Below are 19,936 nucleotides of genomic sequence, written 5' to 3' on the forward strand. Positions count from 1 at the left end.
CACATTGCAAACGTACGCGAGCTTGGATCAAAAAGGAAGATTATCTTCGGGATATTCTGCCACAAAAGATATTAGTTCGTCCTTAAAGTCACTGTCTTCACCATAATTTTCAAGAATCCAATTATAAATTAAAACATTTCCATTTAATAATTCTAACTTGAATATATCCTGAAAATTTTCTCCGAAAAATAATTCTTCTTCTAATTCTTCTAAATAATTTCCAAAAAATTGTAAAACAAATTCTTGCCGTGCTTCATCTCTCGATTTAAGTGCTTCAAGTAATTTCTTTGCGATTTCATTTTTTAATAGCGATTTATTTAATATTTCGGTTAGCCACGAAGCATAAGAGCCATATTCATTTGTTTTTTCATTTGGTCCAATTTCTGCTCTTTCCAGTGTTTTTATAATTTTATGTTCTGCTCTATATCTAGCATCCTCATCTATTTTTTCCCAATCTTTCTTAAATAAAGCAATACACTTTGTAACATTTGATAATGATTCAGTAAAACGTAATTCTTCAGATACCAATTCAAAAAGTTCTTCTAGTTCTTCTTTTTTTAGTTTTTTTACAAGACTTCTCCAAACATATTTTATATTATGAATTTTACCTATATTTTTTTTATTGAAAACTTCAATTGCTACTTCGTGAAATTTATTACTCGGAATATCTTTTACTAACAAATCAGCATATTTTTGACTAGGAACAAAATCGCTATCAAAAACACGTTTTAAAAATATGTCTGCTGAAAATTTACCCTTTGAAACGTCAATAATTTTCAATAAATGATTTATGAAAATAATTATTTCAAAAGCCTCAATTTCGGTATCTTCGATAGATGAATGAGTTCTCGGGTTCCTATAGGCTGAATAAATTCCCCGAAGAATACTCTCTATTCCTTTTTGAATATTTTTTTCAGATTCAGTATTTAGTTTATTTATTTTTATTTTAGGATTATTACCTCCAAAGGCATTTCCAATTAACTGATTACCATCGTTATCTAGCCCTGATTTTTCCCTAATAACATCTCCAATGAATTGTATTGCATCCAGAATTGCATTATTATAGCTTTCTGCAATATAATTTCTCTTAATAACGTTCCAGAGTCGTTCTTCTAAATGCTCTTTTAAATTTTCCATATTTGAAATAAGTTTTAACTTACCCCCGCAATTAAAACCCCCAACATTTCAATAGCGGCATCGCTAATACGGGTTCCTGGGCCATAAACTGCCACGGCTCCAGCATCAAAAAGGTATTGGTAATCTTGGTGTGGTATAACACCGCCTACGATGACCATTATATCTTCGCGGCCGTACTTTTTTAGGGCTTCAATTACTTGTGGCACTAAAGTTTTGTGGCCTGCAGCAAGAGACGAAACACCAAGAATGTGTACGTCGTTTTCCACAGCCTGTTTGGCAGCTTCGGCAGGCGTTTGGAACAATGGACCAATGTCTACATCAAAACCTACGTCGGCATAGCCTGTAGCTACTACTTTGGCGCCGCGGTCGTGACCGTCTTGACCCATTTTGGCAATCATAATACGTGGACGGCGGCCTTCCAATTCTGCGAACTGGTCTGCTAGTTGTCTTGCTTTTTCAAAACTTTCGTCTTTCTTAATTTCTTTACTATACACGCCGCTAAAAGATCTAATTTGTGCTTTATATCTGCCGAATTCCTTTTCCATTGCGGTAGAGATTTCGCCAAGTGTCGCCCTGTGACGGGCAGCTTCTACGGCTAAAGCTAATAAATTTCCCCGACCTGTCTTTGCACATTCGGTTATATCTGCTAAAGCACTTTCTACCTTTTTGGTATCGCGCGTCGCTTTTATTTGGTTTAGTCTTTCAATCTGCGAGGTGCGCACTTTTTGATTGTCCACATCAAGAATTTGCAGCGGGTCTTCTTTAGCGAGGCGATACTTGTTTACGCCTACAATTATATCTTGTCCGCTATCAATTCGCGCTTGCTTTCTAGCCGAGGCTTCTTCAATGCGAAGTTTAGGAATCCCAGCTTCAATAGCTTTGGTCATTCCGCCCAGTTCTTCAACTTCTTCAATAAGCGCCCAAGCTTTGTCTGCGATTTCGTTGGTAAGTTTTTCTACGTAATAACTACCTGCCCAAGGATCAACCGTTTTGGTGATTTGGGTTTCAGTTTGAAGAAATATCTGTGTATTTCTAGCAATTCGCGCAGAAAAATCTGTTGGCAAAGCAATGGCTTCATCTAAAGCATTTGTGTGCAAAGATTGGGTTCCCCCGAAAACTGCTGCAGCTGCTTCAATGGTAGTTCGTGCCACGTTATTAAACGGATCTTGCTCCGTAAGACTCCAACCACTGGTTTGGCAGTGGGTACGTAGCGAAAGTGATTTATCGCTTTTTGGATTAAACTGTTTTACAATTTTTGCCCACAGCATTCTGGCAGCGCGCATTTTTGCGATTTCCATAAAATGGTTCAAGCCAATTGCCCAAAAGAAGGATAATCGCGGCGCAAACGTATCTATGTCCATTCCCGCTTTAATTCCGGTGCGAATGTATTCCAAACCGTCGGCAAGCGTGTACGCAAGCTCTATATCTGCTGTAGCTCCAGCTTCCTGCATATGGTAACCAGAGATGGAAATACTGTTGTACTTGGGCATATTTTTGGAAGTGTATTCAAAAATATCGCTAATAATTTTCATCGATGGCGTGGGTGGATAGATGTATGTATTCCGCACCATGAATTCCTTTAGAATATCGTTTTGAATAGTTCCCGCTAAGTCTTTTGGTGAAACTCCCTGCTCTTCCGCAGCAACTATATAAAAAGCCAGAATGGGAAGCACGGCCCCGTTCATCGTCATGGAAACGCTCATCTTATCCAGCGGAATTAGGTCGAAAAGAATTTTCATATCCTCAACGCTATCAATCGCTACACCTGCTTTCCCAACATCGCCTTCTACCCTTTCGTGGTCGCTGTCGTACCCGCGATGCGTGGCAAGATCGAAAGCCACGGAAAGGCCTTTCTGACCTGCGGCAAGGTTTCTTCTGTAAAAAGCATTACTATCTTCTGCCGTCGAAAAACCCGCATATTGGCGAATAGTCCACGGACGGCGCACATACATTGTGGAATACGGACCGCGAAGGTTTGGCGCAATTCCCGCAACGAAATTTAAGTGTTGAAGATTTTCTATATCGTCTTTACTATAACTTTTCTTTAGCTCAATATTCTCGGCCGTAGAAAAAGCTTCAGGTTTTTGGTCGCTTGTTTCAGGGTGCAAGGTTGTATTTGCTTCCGTCTTCAGTCTCCCGTCTCCCGTCTTTAATTCTATATGTTGTAAATCTTTTCTACTCATTGCTTATTCTTTGCTGTTCAACATTTTCTGCCAAGCGTTTTTCAATGATTGGAGTGATTAAAGTTTTTACAGGGTTGTGTTTTACGAAAGGAAAAAGTTTCAGATCGTCTTTCATTCGGTCATTTTTATTAGGATGATAATTGGTTCCTAACAATTTAAGTTCGCCGCTATCAAATAGTTGTTGTTCCTTTTCGGCGCTTTCCTTTATTTTTTTCTGAATATTTCCGTCTTTTAATTGCTGAAGAAAACCGCCGCCTTTTTCTATTTCTTTTAAAAGTTGCAGCGCTTTTTCGGCAAGCTCTTCCGTTAGACTTTCAATATAATACGTGCCATCTGCGGGATTGCTTACAGCATCAAAATAGCTTTCGTGCTTTAAAATCAATAATTGATTACGAGAGATGCGTTCGCCAAATTCGTTGCTTTTATGATAAAGCGCATCGTAGGGTAAATTGCAAACTGAGTCTGCGCCACCCAAAATGGCACTCATACATTCGGTGGTACTTCGCAGTAAATTTACATTGTAATCGTAAAGTGTTTTGTTTCTTTTTGAAGGTGTAGCAATTATGTGGCAGCTTTCTTTAACGCCGTATTCCTTTGCTAAAGTTGCGTATAATTTGCGAAGTGCGCGGATTTTCGCTATTTCGAAAAAGTAGTTTGGGCCGGATGCAACTTGGAAGGTCATTTGTATTTCACTCCTATCGGCATCACTCAATGGCGACTCCTCCGAAACGAAATGATTTAAGTATTCATTAGCATGCGCTAAAGCATAAGCCAATTGTTGCACCATATTTGCACCTGCGTTTTGGTACAAAGTTGTATCTACCGAAAGTAAATTTTCAGAACTGTTTTTTTGAAAAACACTTTCTAAAAGTTCATGGTCTCTATTTAAATTATGAAACCAATTTCCGGTGCGAGCTAGATTTCCTATTACATCTATATTGTAATAAACAGTCGCTTTTTTAGAAGAAAAAAACTGGATGAGTTTGTTGTAAAACACTTCAGAAAGAAATGTTAGATTGAAATAAATTGAAACGTCTTTATAGGTAAAATCTTTAAAAACAATCTTCGTATCAAAATCTTCCGCCGCTGTAAATATTAGCGCCTCTGCGCCTCTGCTTAAAGAATCCAAAGCAATTTTGTTGGCTATCTTTTCATCATCAATAAAGATTTTTTGGGCTATTTTCCAAGACTTCGGCTGCCCGGGAATAAGCTGAAAATCTTCCGTAAAATTATCTTGATGATAAAACGGTTTTACATTGATGCCTTCCGGACTTTGCCAAACTAAAGTTTCGTTGTAGTCTGCACCTTTTAAATCGACCTGAATTTGCTGTTTCCATTGTTTCGCGGAAACTTCATCAAAGTCCTCAAATAAAAATTTACTCATCGTTTTTCTTCTTTTTTGATGCTGTCTTCGTGTTCAATAATATAAATATCTTCGTTTTCTCTTTTCAGGTAATATTTTTCGCGCGCAAACTTTTCCATCTGGTTACTGTCCTCCATTTTTTGGATGAAAACTTTATCATTATTTATTTCCTTTTGATAAAATTCAGCATTGTCCTCCAAACCATTGATTTCATTATCTAATTCGTGATGAATTAAAAATGAATTGGCATCAAAAAAAATCATCCAAACAATAAATAGCATTACAATAAGCACGTATTTATTGCTTATAAATCTAAGCCATTTGTTCTTTTTTATTTTAGACAGTTTCACAGTTCAGAGTAACTTATTTTTTGGTGAATAATACTTCTAATTACGTTAACAGCAACGCTATTGTATCTATTTGTGGGAATAATTATATCTGCGAATTCTTTGGTTGGCTCAATGAACTGTTGGTGCATTGGTTTTAGCGTGGTTTGGTACCTATTTAAAACCTCTTCCAAATCGCGGCCACGGGTGGCAATGTCGCGTTTTAATCGTCGTATAAGTCGTTCATCGCTATCTGCGTGAACAAATATTTTAATATCGAACATTTCTCGAATATCGGGATGCGCTAGTATTAAAATACCTTCAACAATAATAACTTTTTTCGGGAAAGTGGTAACAGTTTCACCGGTTCTATTGTGCTCTACAAACGAATATACAGGCTGCTCAAATGCGTTGCCGTTTCGCAATTCTTTTAAATGACTCACCAACAAATCGAAATCGATTGCTTTTGGATGGTCAAAATTTATTTTTTTGCGTTCTTCAATAGAGAGATGACTCGTATCGTGATAGTAGGAATCCTGCGAAATAACACACACTTCGTCAACGGGAAGTTCTTCCACAATTTGGTCTACAACAGTTGTTTTTCCGCTCCCAGTTCCGCCAGCGATGCCAATTATGAGCATAGTTTTAAAGTTTATACAAATGTAATAAAAGGTTTATAGTTTATAAGGTAGTTTATGAGTCGATGAATTTATAAGTTTTGAGAAATTTACCCCAAACTCAACTTAGCGACTTCAATTTAGATTTTTCTTTTCTTTTATCTTTATTCACTCCTCCTTTTTCTTTTTCGCTATTTTTGAAGTCTTTAAAATTTGAATGAAAACAATACTGCTACATCCCTCCTATTTTCCGTCCATTGAACAAATGGCAGCCGTGGCGCAAGCTGGAAAAGTGGTTTTTGAGGTTGAAGATAATTACCAAAAACAAACCTATCGAAACCGTGCATTTATTGCGCATAGCAACGGAAAGTTACTTTTAAATATTCCTATAAAACACAATAAAAACGGAAAGCGCCAAAAATCGAAAGATGTGATGGTTGAAAATGATTTTCCGTGGCAGGAACACCACTGGAGAAGCCTGCAAAGCGCATACCGCACTTCACCATTTTTTGAGTATTACGAAGACGATTTAAAATTATTATTTACAGAACCCGTTGGAAATTTAATGGAGCACAATCTTAAAATCTTCGATTTGCTCTGTGAACTTATCGGCATTGAAGTGGAAGTTTCAAAAACAACAATATTCGAAACAACTCCTGAAATAATGGATCTCCGCATTTTAGTTAATGCCAAAAGAAATTCACCTTTTAACACCGAAGCATATACCCAAGTACACGAAGCAAATCATCCGTTTTTGCCAAATCTTTCGGTTTTAGATTTACTTTTTAACGAAGGCCCGAATGCATTAAATTATTTGGAAAGCCAAAAACTAGTTTCCCAAACTGAAGTTTAAAAATAGATTACCAACCAATGGTAGCACGCACTGCGTAGTGATCTGAAAAGGTTTTTGTTAAAGTTTCGAATGATAAAACTTCTAAATCTTCGGAAGCTAAAATATAATCTATTCGCATTGGAAATTTTTCAAATTTGAAGGTAGTTCCTAACCCATTTCCGCGTTCGCGAAAAGCATCTTTCATCGGGCCATTCAATTTTCGGTAGATATACGAAAATGGCGTATTGTTGAAATCACCACAGATTAAAACGGGGTTCGAAGTATTTTGTTTATGCTCTAAAATAGATTCCACTTGAAACTGTTGCTTTCCAAAGCCTCGTGAAAGACGTTTTCTAAGTTTATCGTTATCACTTTCTTGTAAAAAACTTACGCGCGGAATAATACCGAGCGACTGCAAGTGGACACTGTAAATACGAATAGTGTCTTTTCCTTTTACAACATCGGCATAAAGGGTATTGTTGTAAGTATCTTTAAAGTCGAAGGCTCCAGTATTCACTAGCGGATATTTAGAAAATATGGCATGGCCAAGTTTTGCCTTTTCAGATTTAAAGTGAATGTATTGATGCGGATACCTCGAAAAATCGATTTTATTCGCTTTATAAAACTCTTGTAAGCAAACAATGTCTGGGTTTTGTTCAGCTAATATTTCAGAAAATATTTGGGCCGCATCAGTATCGGGATCTTTTTCGTAGGCATTAAATAGACGAACGTTATAGGAAAGAACACTTAATGAATTTTCGTACTGAGACGCATCACCTTCAGAAGATACTTCGTAAAATACATTAAAGTAAAAGTAGGAAAATATAAGTACGGTAAACGATACGAAAAACCTCCTTCGAAACTGAACTGCCCAGTAAATTGCGAAAATGATATTCACAATTATTAGCAACGAAACTATCAAGCTAAGCAGCGATAGTGTGGGAAAGGTTTTTGGTGGTAAATACGGCAGAATAAAGGATATCAACAAAAGAGTAGCCGCGAGCAAATTGCCCCAGTAAATCATCTTATTGAAAAATTTCCGCATAGGTTAATCTTCTTTTCCAGCCTTAAAAAGAAAGTCCTTTTCTTCCTTTGTAAGACTTTCATAGCCACTTTTACCAATTTTGTCTAAAATACCATCCACCTTTTTTTGATGACCAGATTTTGCCTCTTTTGTCTTAGAACGCTTTGAAGTAGCATGTGTTGTGCGATGTACTTTTTTGAATGGATTATTCTTTTGCGACTTAAAAAGATTCGCAACCCAATCCAAAATATTTTCAAACCACTTGCCTATATCGTTCCCTTTTGCCAGCTGAATTGCATAAATATAACCGAAGATCGCACCACCAACGTGCGCCATCAACCCACCAGCATTACCAGAAGTAGGAATTCTAACCAAGTCGAAAAGAAATAGAAAAAGCGCAATATGCCACAACTTTATTGTAAAAGTGAAAATACGCACTTCAGTATTTGGTGTATAGGTAGCAATAAAAACCATGATAGCTGTTACTGCGCCAGAAGCGCCAATTAGAAAACCGCGACTTTCTGCAAAAGCAGGAAATAGATTGTAAGCTATTACAAATAGTAACCCACCAAAAAGGGCTCCCAGTAAATAGACCGTTAACAATCGTTTCCCCGTGAATAGATTTATAACTATTTGCCCAAACCAATAAAGCCAGACCATATTAAACAGTGTGTGTAGAAAGCCAAAATGCAGAAAACCGTATGTAATTAAAGTCCACGGACGGAACAATAGCGTATCAAAATTATCGCTCAACACAAACCAACGCGAAAAGTATTGTGGGCTGGTACTTAAAATAAAGGATCCCAAATAGACCGCCAAAAATACAGCTACATTGATAACAATGAGCTTTACCAAAAGGTTGGCAGTTTTATATTGATTTAAAAAATTAGTAGTAGCCATAGTTAATTCCAGCGATGATCGTTAAAACTATTTTTTTTCCAGTACCAAGCCATTATAAAACCGAAAAGCGCGCCACCTAAATGTGCAAAATGCGCAATGCCCGTTTGTGCACCTGAAATTCCAAGAACCAAATCCATAACTATAAGACCAGGAATGAAATATTTAGCTTTAATTGGTACCGGCACAAACATTAGCATTAGCTCCACATTAGGGAACATAACACCGAAAGCGACCAAAATACCATAAACAGCGCCAGAAGCCCCTAAGGCCACGCCATGGTATGATTGAGCCATAGACTGAATGCTTTCCATAGAAACCGTATCTAATACAGCCTGACTTCCTCCATTACCACCAGATAAATAGCTCATTATTTCAGCTTGACTCCACCCACCTGCTAATAGTGAATCCATAACGCTATGAATGTGAAAATAATTTACCGAAGTATGTATTATTGCCGCCCCTAAACCTGCAGAAAAGTAAAAGAACAAAAACTTTTTCTGTCCCCAGCGCATTTCCAATGGCGAACCAAAAGCCCATAGCGCATACATATTAAAAAGTATGTGAAATATGGAAGTAGGGTCATGCATAAACATATGCGTGAATGGCTGCCAATATTGAAAATTCGGGTTTTCAAAGTAATAAAGCGCAAACAGTTTTATTGATAAATCACCAATTATAAATGACCCTATATAAAAGATCACATTCAGTATTAAAAGAAATTTTATAGTATCGGTTATTTTTCCCATATTTATTTCCCGCGTAGGCTGGAATCTTTTTAAACCCTCCGAGGGTTTGTTTTACATAAATTTTTTATCCAATTCACTCACATCCATAGTAGTGAAAACTGGTTTGTTAGTAGGGCTAACTGTTGGTTCCTTGCAAGCAAAGAGTTGATTTATTAAATGTTCGCGTTCTTCTTTATTCAGCGAAACACCCGTTTTTATTGCCATACTTGCCGCCATAGATTTTGCCAGCATATCGTTTTGGCTAAATCCGCTATCGGGCACTTCTTCTTTAATATCGTGCACCAATTGGCTCAGCAAATTTACAACATGGCTTTCTAGTATCAGCACTGGAATTCCGCTAATCTCAACCGTTTCTTCTTTCAATTCTGAAAAAATAAAACCCGTGTGTTCCAGTTGTTCGCGCACCTTTTCAATAATTTCTACATCGGGCTTTGAAAAATGCAGCTGCAGCGGAAACAACAATTGCTGACTCACGGCTTCTTTAATCGTTATATTCTTCAACAATTCTTCATAAAGAATTCGTTGATGCGCCAAATTTTGATGAATTACCATCATTCCGTTTTTCAACGGACTTACAATATATTTATTCTGAAGCTGAAGCGTAACTTGTCCGGTTTCAGTTTCTTTACTTTCAAAAAGACTTCCGGTTACTTCTTCGCTTTCAAATTCAATATCACCAACTCCCGAAACTGCTGCGGTATCATCTTTCAACCCAACATACAGAGATTCCCAAGACTGAGTTTGTTCCCTTTTAAAAGGAAAGTTAATATTACCCTGTTTTGGTTTTTCTTTAAACGGATTAAAATCGCGATCTACATCTATTGATGGCACGGTGGGCGATTTTTTGCTGTATTCATAAGGCGTGTCAAAACCTTTGTCTCTTTCAAAATCCAGCACCGGAGCAATGTTAAACTGCCCTAAACTATGCTTTACGGTTGCACGAAGCATTGCATAAATGGAATGCTCATCGTCAAATTTTATTTCAGTTTTTGTGGGATGGATGTTTATATCGATGGAATGCGGATCTACTTCTAAAAACAGAAAATAACCTGGATGGATTTCATTTCTCATCAACCCTTCAAAAGCAGAAGAAACGGCATGGTGCAAATACGGGCTTTTTATAAATCGATCGTTCACAAAAAAGAACTGCTCTCCCCTACTTTTCTTTCCATATTCAGGTTTTAAGACGAACCCTTCTATTTTTAATATTTCGGTTTCTTCACTTACCGGAACTAGTTTCTCGTTGGTTTTACTACCAAAAATATTTACAATCCGTTGTCTCGAATTAGTTGACGGCAGATTAAAAACATCACTTCCATTGTGAAGCATTTGAAAAGCAACACTTGGGTGCGCCAAAGCCACACGATGGAATTCATCAATTATATGACGATTTTCTACAACGTTGCTTTTTAAAAAATTGCGCCGCGCAGGAATATTATAAAAAAGGTTTTTTACTGAAATTGTAGTTCCCTTTGGAACCACCGCAGGATCTTGCGAAATAACTTTACTTCCTTCAATTGTGAGGTGCGTGCCTATTTCTGAAACATCGGTTTTTGTTTTAAGTTCAACGTGCGCAATTGCAGCGATGGAAGCCAATGCTTCGCCACGGAAACCCTTCGTATGCAGATTAAAAAGATCTTCTGCCGATTTAATTTTTGAAGTTGCGTGCCGTTCAAAACTAAGCCGCGCATCGGTAACACTCATTCCAGAACCGTTGTCGGTAACTTGAACGAGGGTTTTTCCGGCATCTTTAATTACGAGTGTAATGGAAGTTGCATTTGCATCAATAGCATTCTCTAACAGCTCCTTAACTACCGAAGCGGGCCGTTGCACAACTTCCCCAGCTGCAATTTGATTTGCAACGTGATCTGGTAATAACTGAATAATGTCTGCCATTAAAATTTATGCGTAGAAAATAGATAAATCAAAATCGATTATAAATAGGAAAAGTAGCACGAGTATCGCAATTATCACAATCAGCCTTCGGTTTGCGGTTCTGTCTGAAGATTGTCGCAAATCTGACCACGCAGTTTTAAATTTTCCTTTTAAACCTTTGTTGTCGCCAACAGTAGTTCGATATTCATCAAACTTATGCCCCATTGCAAACGGGCTGCTTTCACCATCAAATTCGTAATGACGCGGTTTGTAGCTGTACTTTTTGTTTTTTCTCTTGCCTATTAGTCCCATAATTGTCGTGCTTCAAAGTTACTTAAAATAGTGTGTTTTCTAAAAGTAATTACGAAGCCATTTTAAACAATTACTGTACCAAGGATAAGTGTTCAGTAATCCGAAGCATTTGACAGTAGTCGGGGTAATTTGAGATTTGGGAATTAAATAAAGAAAATTAAAACTTAGACTCTTTCCGAAGTTGCGCCATTTTTATGGCTGCAATTGCCGCCTCGGTGCCTTTGTTGCCGTGTTTTCCACCGCTTCGGTCTATGGCTTGTTGCATATTATTATCTGTAAGCACGCAGAAAATAACGGGAATATTACCCTGCACATTTAAGTCTTTTATGCCTTGGGCAACTGCTTCACAAACGTAATCGAAGTGTTTTGTTTCACCCTGAATTACGCTTCCAATAGCTATCACTGCATCGAGCATATCGTAACTTTGGGTAATTCGTTTGCTACCGTAAATAAGTTCAAAACTACCGGGAACATTCCAACGAACAAGGTTTTCGTTGATAGCTCCGCAATCCTTTAAAGCGTCAAAAGCGCCTTGAAACATACCTTCGGTGATATCGTGATTCCATTCTGAAACAACAATCCCAAACCGAAAATCTTTCGCGTTTGGGATTGTGTTTTTATCGTAAGTCGATAAATTTGTATTTGCTGTAGCCATTTATTTTTTCATTGCTTCCGCGCGACCTGTATAAATTTCAGCTTTTGTAGCTTCGGTTGCTTTTGGATATTCGTCAGCTATTTTTTTGAAGTGCGCTAATGCTTTATCATTTTGGTTTAAAGCCATTGCAGCAATACCAGCTTTCAAAAGAAAACGTGGGGTTGTAAAATCGTTTGTGCGCATTGAAGCTGCTTCTTCGTAATATTTTAAAGCGTCTTCATTTTGTCCTAATTGAACAAATGCATCGCCAATTGCGCCTTTTGCCAAAGGTCCCAACATATCATCATCGCTGCTAAATTTGTCTAATTGTGCAATAGCATCTTGATATTTGTTAGTGTTCAAATAAGCCATTCCAGCGTAATAATGCGCAAGATTGGCAGCGTTTGTACCACCGTAATTATCAATAATATCGATAAAACCGTATTTTCCTTCACCACCTTGTAACGAAAGATTGTAAAGTGAATCTTTTGCCGGAGCTGTTAAAGCTTGTTCCCAATAGTTTTGAGCTTGAAACATTTCGTTCATCGCTTCAGTTTCCTTCGGTCCTTTTATATATTGATCGTATGCAAAGTATCCCAACACGCAAACAGCCACCACAATTATAAAGGCTAAAATACCTTTTTGGTTCTGTTCTACCCAAGCTTCAGTTTTAGATGCGCCTTCGTCAAGCGTATTAAACACTTCTGCTGTTGTGCTGTTTTCTTCAAGCTGATCTTGTTTCTCAGCCTTTGTTGATGGTTTGCCTCCGCGTTTTTTGTACGTTGCCATAGTTATAGGTTATAGTGGCGCAAAAATAAAATTTTTAATGGAATTTGAAAGGATAATATTTCTTATTTTTTAATAATTTGCAAAGCGGTTGTATCGCGTCGTTTAGCCACTAAATTTAGTGAAATTGAACAACTTAAATAATGACGAAAGTTAAAAGTACCTGCATCTTGCGTCAAAATAACACCAAAGCTTGTATTTTTACAACCTTTTAAAATACTTTCTAAATTGAACTTTTTAATTTTTTTGTCTTCGCCTGCAAGTCTAAATGTCTTTTGGCTCCTTTTATATGATTTTACAAAAACTATCCCTTCTCAATTATAAAAATTTTGAAACTGAAACCTTCGAATTCGACCCAAAAATAAATTGTTTTGTGGGAAATAACGGCGTTGGGAAAACCAACATCCTCGATGCTATTTATCATCTTTCCTTCGGAAAAAGTTATTTCAACCCTATAACAACCCAAAATATTAAACACGGCGAAGAATTTTTTGTGGTTGAAGGTTTTTACGAGAAAAAAGAAACTCTTGAAAAAATTGTAGTAAGTGCCAAAAAAGGACAGAAAAAAATTATAAAACGAAACGGGAAGGCTTACGATAAATTCAGCGAACACATTGGTTTTTTGCCGTTGGTAATCATTTCGCCAGCTGATAGAGATTTAATAATTGAAGGTAGCGACACCCGCCGAAAATTTGTTGACGGTGTAATTTCGCAGCGCGATTCGGATTATTTAAATACGTTACTTAAATACAATAAAGTGCTTGCACAACGCAATTCATTGCTGAAATATTTTGTGGCGAATAACACTTTTAGCCAAGATACAATTGATATTTACAACGAGCAGCTTCACAATTTTGGCACTTCAATTTTTGGGAAGCGGACTGCTTTTTTGGAAGAATTTTTACCTATTTTTCTCAATAGATACAAATCGATTAGCAGTGGCGAAGAAAGTATAAATCTAGTTTATGAAAGTCAATTACAAGAAAACGACCTGTTGACGCTGCTTAATACTAATATTTCAAAAGATAGGTTTTCGCAGTACACCAACTTCGGAATACATAAAGACGATTTGGTTTTTGAAATTGATGGGCACCCAATTAAAAAATTTGGATCGCAGGGGCAACAAAAATCGTATCTTATTGCTTTAAAACTGGCGCAATTCGATTTTATAAAAAGACATTCAAAAACAAATCCAATCTTGCTTTTGGATGATATTTTTGATAAATTGGACGAAACGCGAGTGGAGCATTTAATTAGCTTGGTTGACAATGAAAACTTCGGGCAACTTTTTATCAGCGACACCCACGCAGAACGGACGGAGGAAGTAATTAAAAAAGTGCATCAGACTTATAAAATGTTTCCGTTGGCCCCCTAACACTAAAAGCGGGAATTAAAAATAGTTACTTTGCGTGCAATTTATCTCGCAAAGGCGCAAAGAAAAAATTTAAACCAAATGAAGTATAAAATCACATATTTACTATTTGCTCTTTTTATCATTTCCTGTGAAAAACCAAATCCGGAAGTGCAAAAACAAAACCTCAGCGGGTATTGGGAAATAAAAACCGTTGAAATGCCCGATGGCGAAAAGAAGGAATTCAATATAAATACGATTGTTGATTATATTGAAATGAAAGGAGACAGTGGCACTCGAACAAAGGTTTCCCCAAAATTTGATGGTTCTTTTACAACCAACGGAATTTCGGAAGATTTCACTTTAAAAATTGAAGAGGACAGTTTGCGAATGTACTACAAAACCCCTTTTAATGAATGGAAAGAAACTGTAATTGAAGCCAAGGACAGTACGCTCACAGTGATTAATAGAGACAATAAAATTTACACATATTCAAAATTCAGAAAGTTCGATTTAGGGAATACAACAATTGATTACTCACAACCAGCACCAGATAACTCAAGACTTTAAAATGGCAAAACGACACGCAGAAAACATATCAATTGGAGACGCTTTGAAAGAATTTATCGGCAAAAATCGCTTAGACAAAGGCTTAGACAAAGTGAACGCCAAAGAAGCTTGGGATTCGGTGATGGGCGTTGCTATTATAAAATACACGACAGATATAAAATTAGACCGTGAAACTTTATATGTGCAACTTTCCTCTTCTGTTTTACGCGAAGAATTGGGTTATGGGAAGGAAAAAATTGTCAAATTGCTAAATGAGGAATTAGGGAAGGAATTGATTAAAAAATTGGTTTTGCGTTAAATTGCAAACACGTATAAAACGTTTGTGCAATTAATCGCACACTATCAAATATAAAATCCTATTAGGATTTTTTGGTTAAAAATAATACCTTTCTGTCTCAAAAATAACCAATTATGAAACCCCTATTCCTATTAATCTTCAGTTTTCTTTCAGTAATAGGTTTTTCTCAAGAAACCTGGGACTACCTTCCTGTGGAAATTACTAACAACTATCACGGGGCCATTTGTGCACTAAACGAAAGTGTGGTGCAGGTGGTTTCAGATAATGGCGTTTTTTATAAAACTGAAAATGGCGGAGAAACCTGGACACAGTTTGTTAGCGGTGTGCAAGAATTCTTTTTCGATCTTGCTTTCGACGGCCTTAACACTGGTTATGCAGTGGGCGCGAATGGGAGTATTTTGAAGACCGAAAATACTGGGGAAACTTGGGCTACAATTAACTCTGGGACAACGGAGGCCCTTGTATCCGTAGCTATTAATGCTCAAAATAGCATTTGGATTGTGGGTAATAATGGCACTATTTTACATTCTATCGACGGTGGAAATTCGTGGACTTCTAATAGCACATTGACAATAGAAAATCTAAATGACGTAGAATTCAAAGATGAAAATATCGGGTATATAGCTGGAGATAATGGCACGCTAATTTATACCGAAAACGCGGGAAATGATTGGGAGTTGTTAGCAATTCCAGCTACAAATGATCTTTTTGCACTTTCGTTAAATGGAGATTTTATATATATTTTATCGGGTTATGCCAATTCATATTTTAGTGACTATGGCTTTTCCGGAAACGAAATTTATAAAAGTAATGATAACCAAATTTGGATTCATTCTCAAATTGAAGATTTCTTAAGTGGCGCATCCAATATGTACTTTTTCAACGATGACTTGGGATTTATGATTGCTTCGGATGCCTTGCTGTGCGACTGCTGTTATGTTTACATCGATAAAACCATCGATGGCGCTGTAACTTGGACGGATAGTTACGATGAAGAAACCAATGCCGCAAACTGCAACGCCAATGTTGGCTATGCCGATATTATATTTCCTTCAGAAGATGTGGGATATGTTCTACTTGGCCCTCGTATTTTAAAAACACCTTATGAAGCCGCCGGTGTAGAAGATTTCAACAAAGACGATATGTTTACAATTTATCCAAACCCAACTGTAAATGGTAAATTCAACTTACAAATCAACATTTCAGATTTGGAAGGTATTTCCATTGAAATTTTAGATCTAAATGGAAAGAAGGTTTTAGTGGAAACATCATTAAAGAAAAACAATAGAATTTCCCTTCCAAACATTTCCGAAGGCATTTATTTCATTAACCTTTTAAAAAACCGAAAGATCGTAGGCAATCAAAAATTGGTTTTGGGTAATTAAAATGAATACTAATTATCGAAAATACTTTTAAAGGAAATATTCTTAAATTTGAATAAAGGTATTAATATGAAAACAATCTAAGTTGAATATATAGCTGAAACAAACCAATTGCTGCCAGAAATTTTAAAGAAAATTTATAAAAAAACGCCTTCCAAATTGGAAGGCGTTTTCAATTATTATATATCGTAAATGCTTAGAACATTTCGCGACCTGCAAAATGAAAAGCACCTTCAATAGCTGCGTTTTCATCGCTATCACTTCCGTGAACGGCGTTTTCGCCAATAGAAGCTGCGTATAATTTACGGATGGTACCTTCAGCTGCATCAGCAGGGTTGGTAGCTCCAATTAAAGTACGGAAATCTTCAACAGCGTTTTCTTTTTCAAGAATTGCTGCAACGATAGGACCGCGTGTCATATATTCTACCAATTCGCCATAAAAAGGGCGCTCACTGTGTACTTCGTAAAATGCTTGTGCATCTTGCGTAGTCATGTGGGTAAGTTTCATCGCTACGATTCTAAAACCTGAAGCGTTAATTTTGTCAAGAATGGCGCCGATGTTTCCTTTTTCAACCGCATCTGGCTTTAACATTGTAAATGTTCTGTCTGTTCTCATTTTGTTTTTTAAAATTTCGGCAAAAGTAGGTATTATATTTTCAACATTCAAAAGTTATCTTTTTCAATTACAAAAAAACAAAAACACCGATCATCCAAAAAACTAAAAATTCTTTTGAAGTATTGATTTCATTGAGGGAAAAGCAATTGCAGTATCAACTGCTCAACCTGGCAGACTTTTTTACTTTTTTATATTCGAGATAAATTTTTAAATTTCCACGTAAATATGCAATTGTTCGAATTCCCCCTTTGGGGGTTAGGGGGCTTTTATTGTATCTTCGCCCCTTATGAAAAAAGACACTACTCAAATAGTTGAAAAACTGCTAGCCTCTCCACAAAATATTGTAATTGTGGGCCATAAAAACCCCGATGGCGATGCAGTTGGCTCGTGTTTGGGACTCTCCTTTTTTCTGAAAAGTTTGGGTCATAATACTACTGTAATTATGCCCAACGATTTCCCCGAATTTTTAAAATGGCTTCCCGGGGTTGAAGAAATTATCATTTTCGAAAAAGAAAAAGAAAAGAGCACCAAATTGATAAACGCATCAGAATTGGTGTTTACGTTGGACTTTAATAGTTTAGACAGAGTTGGCGATCTACAAACGGTTTTCGAAAACTGTTCTGCTAAATTTGTAATGATTGACCATCATCAGCAACCTGCAGATTATGCAGTAGCAACTTATAGCGATGTGAAAATGAGTTCCACTTCAGAAATGGTTTACCATTTTATGGAAGCGCTAGGTCTAGCAGAAAAGCTTTCGAAAGAAATTGCTGTAAATCTTTACACAGGAATTATGACAGATACGGGTTCGTTCCGCTTCTCCTCCTCTAGCCCAACTACACACAGAGTTGCTGCAAAATTGATTGAAGCTGGTGCAGAAAGCGCAATTATAAATCAAAATGTGTACGATACTAACAGTCCAGATAGAATGAAATTGCTGGGTGTAGCTTTAAATAATCTGGTAATTTTGCCCGAATTGCACACTGCATATATTACATTAACCCAAAAGGAACTGGACGAAAATAATTTCAAAAAGGGCGATACCGAAGGCTTTGTAAATTATGCGCTTTCAGTAAAAGGTGTTTATTTCGCAGTGATATTTATTGAAAATAAGCAGGAAAGTATTGTGAAGATTTCCCTTAGAAGTAAAGGTAAATTTTCAGTGAATGATTTTGCTCGTAACCATTACAGCGGCGGTGGCCACATTAATGCTGCCGGTGGAAAAAGTTCGCAAGACCTTAACAAAACAATAAACGAATTTATTAGTATCTTGCCCCGTTATAAAAATGAACTCACAGATGCTTCGTAAGCTGCTTTATAGTACATTATTCTTTACCTTAGTTATTTCCTGTAAAAGTCCGGAGGCTAGACGCCCAGTGCAAAGTGCTTCAGGATCATTTATTAAGGAATCTGCAGAACGCAACAAAAAAATCTACGACGAAGAGAAAAGTTACATCGAAAAAATGATGGCTATCGACTCTACTACAGATTATATTTCTTCCGAAAATGGTTTTTGGTACTATTACAACCGAAAAGATACCGCAAATACAGAAATGCCAGATTTAGGCGATATAGTAAAATTTACGTACGATATAAAAAATCTCGACGGCAGTGTAATTCTTTCAGAAGAAGAAAACGGCCTACAACAATATAAAGTTGACCAAAGCAACCAAGATTTAATATCTGGCGTTCGCGAAGGCATAAAGCTTATGAAGGAGGGCGAAAAAGTAACCTTCCTTTTTCCTTCCTATAAAGCATATGGCTATTATGGGATCGAAGAAAAACTCGGCACCAACATACCGGTGCAGAGCACTATTACATTACATTCAATAGAACAATCAAACTAAAATTAATTTTAAAAGATGAAAAAACTAACATTTTTATTTTTATTACTTACCCTTGCTCTTGCCTCTTGTCAGGAAAAATATCCTGAGCTAAAAGACGGTGTTTATGCTGAATTTGTTACCAATAAAGGAACTTTTGTTGCACAGCTTAAAAACGAAACCGCACCACTTACGGTTTCTAACTTTGTGGCTTTAGCCGAAGGAACCAACGGAATGGTTGACTCACTTTACAAAGGAAAACGTTTTTATGACGGTCTAACTTTCCACCGTATTATTAAGGATTTTATGATCCAAGGTGGTGATCCAAAAGGAGATGGTACTGGTAATCCAGGTTTTGCATTTCCTGACGAACCAAATGACACGATCCGTTTCAGCAAAAAAGGACTTTTAGCAATGGCAAATTCTGGCCCAGATACTAACGGTAGCCAGTTTTTTATCACACTAAAAGAAACTCCGTGGCTTGATGGAAGACACACAATTTTTGGCGAAATAGTATTGGGACAAGAAGTTGTAGATTCAATAGGAAATCTTGAAACTGAAAAGCCAGGCGATAAGCCAAAAGAGCCAATTATTCTTGAAAAAGTGAATATTATAAATAAAGGAAAAGTAAAAGTTCCTTATTTCACTGAAGAAATGGCGAAGCTTGAAAAAGAAAAGAAAGAGAAAGAAGAACGCATCAATAAAGTAGCAACAAACAAAGCTAAGGAGCTTGAAGCTTTCAGAGGAAAAGCAGATTCACTTCCTTCAGGTATTAAAATCTTTTTCGCGAAAAAAGGAGAAGGCCCACAACCCAAAGAAGGCGATAAAATCTTGATGAACTATGCAGGATATCTTGCAGACGGACATTTATTTGATTCGAATATTCTTTCAAACGCAGAACAATTTGAAATGGTTGACGAAATGCGCAAAGCTGCTGAACAATATGTGCCGGTACCAACAGATTATAGTACTGAAGCAAAATTGATCCCAGGCTTCCGTGAAGGTTTATTGAATATGAAAGTAGGCGATGAAACCATAATTTTCATTCCTGCTCATTTAGCTTATGGCAAAAGAGGAATTCCAGGAGTTATACCTCCAGATTCTGAATTGATTTTCAACCTTCAGATTGTTGAGATAGTAGAGTAATTTCAGACAAAATAC

General features: G+C 36.9%; 21 protein-coding genes. 8 read left to right on the plus strand and 13 right to left on the minus strand.

All coding sequences use genetic code 11. The annotated features are described in order from the left end of the window. Positions 1-27: 27 nt before the first annotated feature. From AC3RVF_RS07830 to udk, 5 genes are read right to left on the minus strand one after another with little or no spacing between them, the layout of a single operon-like run. A complete protein-coding gene (locus AC3RVF_RS07830) occupies positions 28-1,137 on the minus strand; it encodes a TIGR02391 family protein (RefSeq protein ID WP_489689491.1) in 1,110 nt (369 codons plus the stop codon). A 14-nt stretch (positions 1,138-1,151) separates the two neighbouring features. After that, complete coding sequence (scpA, locus tag AC3RVF_RS07835) at positions 1,152-3,320, minus strand: methylmalonyl-CoA mutase (RefSeq protein WP_489689490.1); 2,169 nt, start codon at positions 3,318-3,320, stop codon at positions 1,152-1,154. Beyond that, the gene (locus tag AC3RVF_RS07840) at positions 3,313-4,704 is read right to left on the minus strand and encodes a methylmalonyl-CoA mutase subunit beta (protein ID WP_489689489.1); all 1,392 of its coding nucleotides are present in this window, start codon (positions 4,702-4,704) and stop codon (positions 3,313-3,315) included. The genes scpA and AC3RVF_RS07840 overlap by 8 nt, the downstream gene beginning before the upstream one ends. Beyond that, complete coding sequence (locus AC3RVF_RS07845; protein WP_489689488.1) at positions 4,701-5,033, minus strand: FtsB family cell division protein; 333 nt, start codon at positions 5,031-5,033, stop codon at positions 4,701-4,703. The genes AC3RVF_RS07840 and AC3RVF_RS07845 overlap by 4 nt, the downstream gene beginning before the upstream one ends. Further along, positions 5,030-5,650 (minus strand): uridine kinase, encoded by a 621-nt coding sequence (gene udk, locus AC3RVF_RS07850; protein ID WP_489689487.1) that lies wholly within the window; start codon positions 5,648-5,650, stop codon positions 5,030-5,032. Before udk ends, AC3RVF_RS07845 begins: the two co-directional genes overlap by 4 nt. A 193-nt stretch (positions 5,651-5,843) precedes the next feature. Here udk and AC3RVF_RS07855 point away from each other — a divergent pair, with 193 nt between their 5' ends. Next, positions 5,844-6,479 (plus strand): WbqC family protein, encoded by a 636-nt coding sequence (locus AC3RVF_RS07855; protein WP_489689486.1) that lies wholly within the window; start codon positions 5,844-5,846, stop codon positions 6,477-6,479. 7 nt (positions 6,480-6,486) lie between these two features. On the opposite strand, the gene AC3RVF_RS07860 is transcribed toward AC3RVF_RS07855, so the two are convergent. The 7 genes from AC3RVF_RS07860 to AC3RVF_RS07890 form a co-directional block, all read right to left on the minus strand. Further along, the gene (locus AC3RVF_RS07860; protein ID WP_489689485.1) at positions 6,487-7,503 is read right to left on the minus strand and encodes an endonuclease/exonuclease/phosphatase family protein; all 1,017 of its coding nucleotides are present in this window, start codon (positions 7,501-7,503) and stop codon (positions 6,487-6,489) included. Between the two features lie 3 nt (positions 7,504-7,506). Beyond that, on the minus strand, positions 7,507-8,382 hold the full coding sequence (locus tag AC3RVF_RS07865; protein ID WP_489689484.1) for a rhomboid family intramembrane serine protease: 876 nt from the start codon (positions 8,380-8,382) through the stop codon (positions 7,507-7,509). Between the two features lie 2 nt (positions 8,383-8,384). Continuing rightward, positions 8,385-9,128 (minus strand): rhomboid family intramembrane serine protease, encoded by a 744-nt coding sequence (locus AC3RVF_RS07870; protein WP_489689483.1) that lies wholly within the window; start codon positions 9,126-9,128, stop codon positions 8,385-8,387. Positions 9,129-9,179: 51 nt separating this feature from the next. Then, positions 9,180-11,024 carry a DNA mismatch repair endonuclease MutL gene (gene mutL, locus AC3RVF_RS07875; protein WP_489693126.1) on the minus strand — a complete coding sequence of 615 codons (1,845 nt, stop codon included), beginning with the start codon at positions 11,022-11,024 and terminating at the stop codon, positions 9,180-9,182. Between the two features lie 6 nt (positions 11,025-11,030). Continuing rightward, entirely contained in the window at positions 11,031-11,315 is a 285-nt protein-coding gene (locus AC3RVF_RS07880; protein ID WP_489689481.1) for a riboflavin synthase subunit beta, read from the minus strand. Between the two features lie 157 nt (positions 11,316-11,472). Further along, entirely contained in the window at positions 11,473-11,970 is a 498-nt protein-coding gene (gene ribH, locus AC3RVF_RS07885; protein ID WP_489693127.1) for a 6,7-dimethyl-8-ribityllumazine synthase, read from the minus strand. Next, complete coding sequence (locus AC3RVF_RS07890; RefSeq protein ID WP_489693128.1) at positions 11,971-12,738, minus strand: tetratricopeptide repeat protein; 768 nt, start codon at positions 12,736-12,738, stop codon at positions 11,971-11,973. It abuts the gene before it with no gap. A 286-nt stretch (positions 12,739-13,024) separates the two neighbouring features. Here AC3RVF_RS07890 and recF point away from each other — a divergent pair, with 286 nt between their 5' ends. From recF to AC3RVF_RS07910, 4 genes are all read left to right on the plus strand, one after another. Beyond that, positions 13,025-14,110: a DNA replication/repair protein RecF gene (gene recF / locus AC3RVF_RS07895; protein WP_489693129.1), complete on the plus strand. Its 1,086-nt coding sequence runs from the start codon at positions 13,025-13,027 to the stop codon at positions 14,108-14,110. A 78-nt stretch (positions 14,111-14,188) separates the two neighbouring features. Continuing rightward, the gene (locus tag AC3RVF_RS07900) at positions 14,189-14,656 is read left to right on the plus strand and encodes a lipocalin-like domain-containing protein (RefSeq protein ID WP_489693130.1); all 468 of its coding nucleotides are present in this window, start codon (positions 14,189-14,191) and stop codon (positions 14,654-14,656) included. Between the two features lies 1 nt (position 14,657). Beyond that, a complete protein-coding gene (locus tag AC3RVF_RS07905) occupies positions 14,658-14,954 on the plus strand; it encodes a DciA family protein (RefSeq protein WP_489693131.1) in 297 nt (98 codons plus the stop codon). Positions 14,955-15,067: 113 nt separating this feature from the next. After that, positions 15,068-16,339: a YCF48-related protein gene (locus AC3RVF_RS07910; RefSeq protein ID WP_489693132.1), complete on the plus strand. Its 1,272-nt coding sequence runs from the start codon at positions 15,068-15,070 to the stop codon at positions 16,337-16,339. A 193-nt stretch (positions 16,340-16,532) separates the two neighbouring features. Here the strand turns inward: AC3RVF_RS07910 and AC3RVF_RS07915 are convergent, their stop codons facing one another. Further along, positions 16,533-16,952: a nucleoside-diphosphate kinase gene (locus tag AC3RVF_RS07915; RefSeq protein ID WP_489689475.1), complete on the minus strand. Its 420-nt coding sequence runs from the start codon at positions 16,950-16,952 to the stop codon at positions 16,533-16,535. Positions 16,953-17,238: 286 nt separating this feature from the next. Here AC3RVF_RS07915 and AC3RVF_RS07920 point away from each other — a divergent pair, with 286 nt between their 5' ends. The 3 genes from AC3RVF_RS07920 to AC3RVF_RS07930 are packed head-to-tail and all read left to right on the plus strand — an operon-like array spanning position 17,239 to position 19,921. Beyond that, the gene (locus tag AC3RVF_RS07920) at positions 17,239-18,261 is read left to right on the plus strand and encodes a DHH family phosphoesterase (protein ID WP_489689474.1); all 1,023 of its coding nucleotides are present in this window, start codon (positions 17,239-17,241) and stop codon (positions 18,259-18,261) included. Then, complete coding sequence (gene gldI / locus AC3RVF_RS07925; protein WP_489693133.1) at positions 18,239-18,799, plus strand: gliding motility-associated peptidyl-prolyl isomerase GldI; 561 nt, start codon at positions 18,239-18,241, stop codon at positions 18,797-18,799. Before AC3RVF_RS07920 ends, gldI begins: the two co-directional genes overlap by 23 nt. 15 nt (positions 18,800-18,814) lie before the next feature. Continuing rightward, positions 18,815-19,921: a peptidylprolyl isomerase gene (locus AC3RVF_RS07930; RefSeq protein ID WP_489689472.1), complete on the plus strand. Its 1,107-nt coding sequence runs from the start codon at positions 18,815-18,817 to the stop codon at positions 19,919-19,921. Positions 19,922-19,936: the final 15 nt, after the last annotated feature.

Source organism: Aequorivita sp. IT1183 (assembly GCF_058068265.1).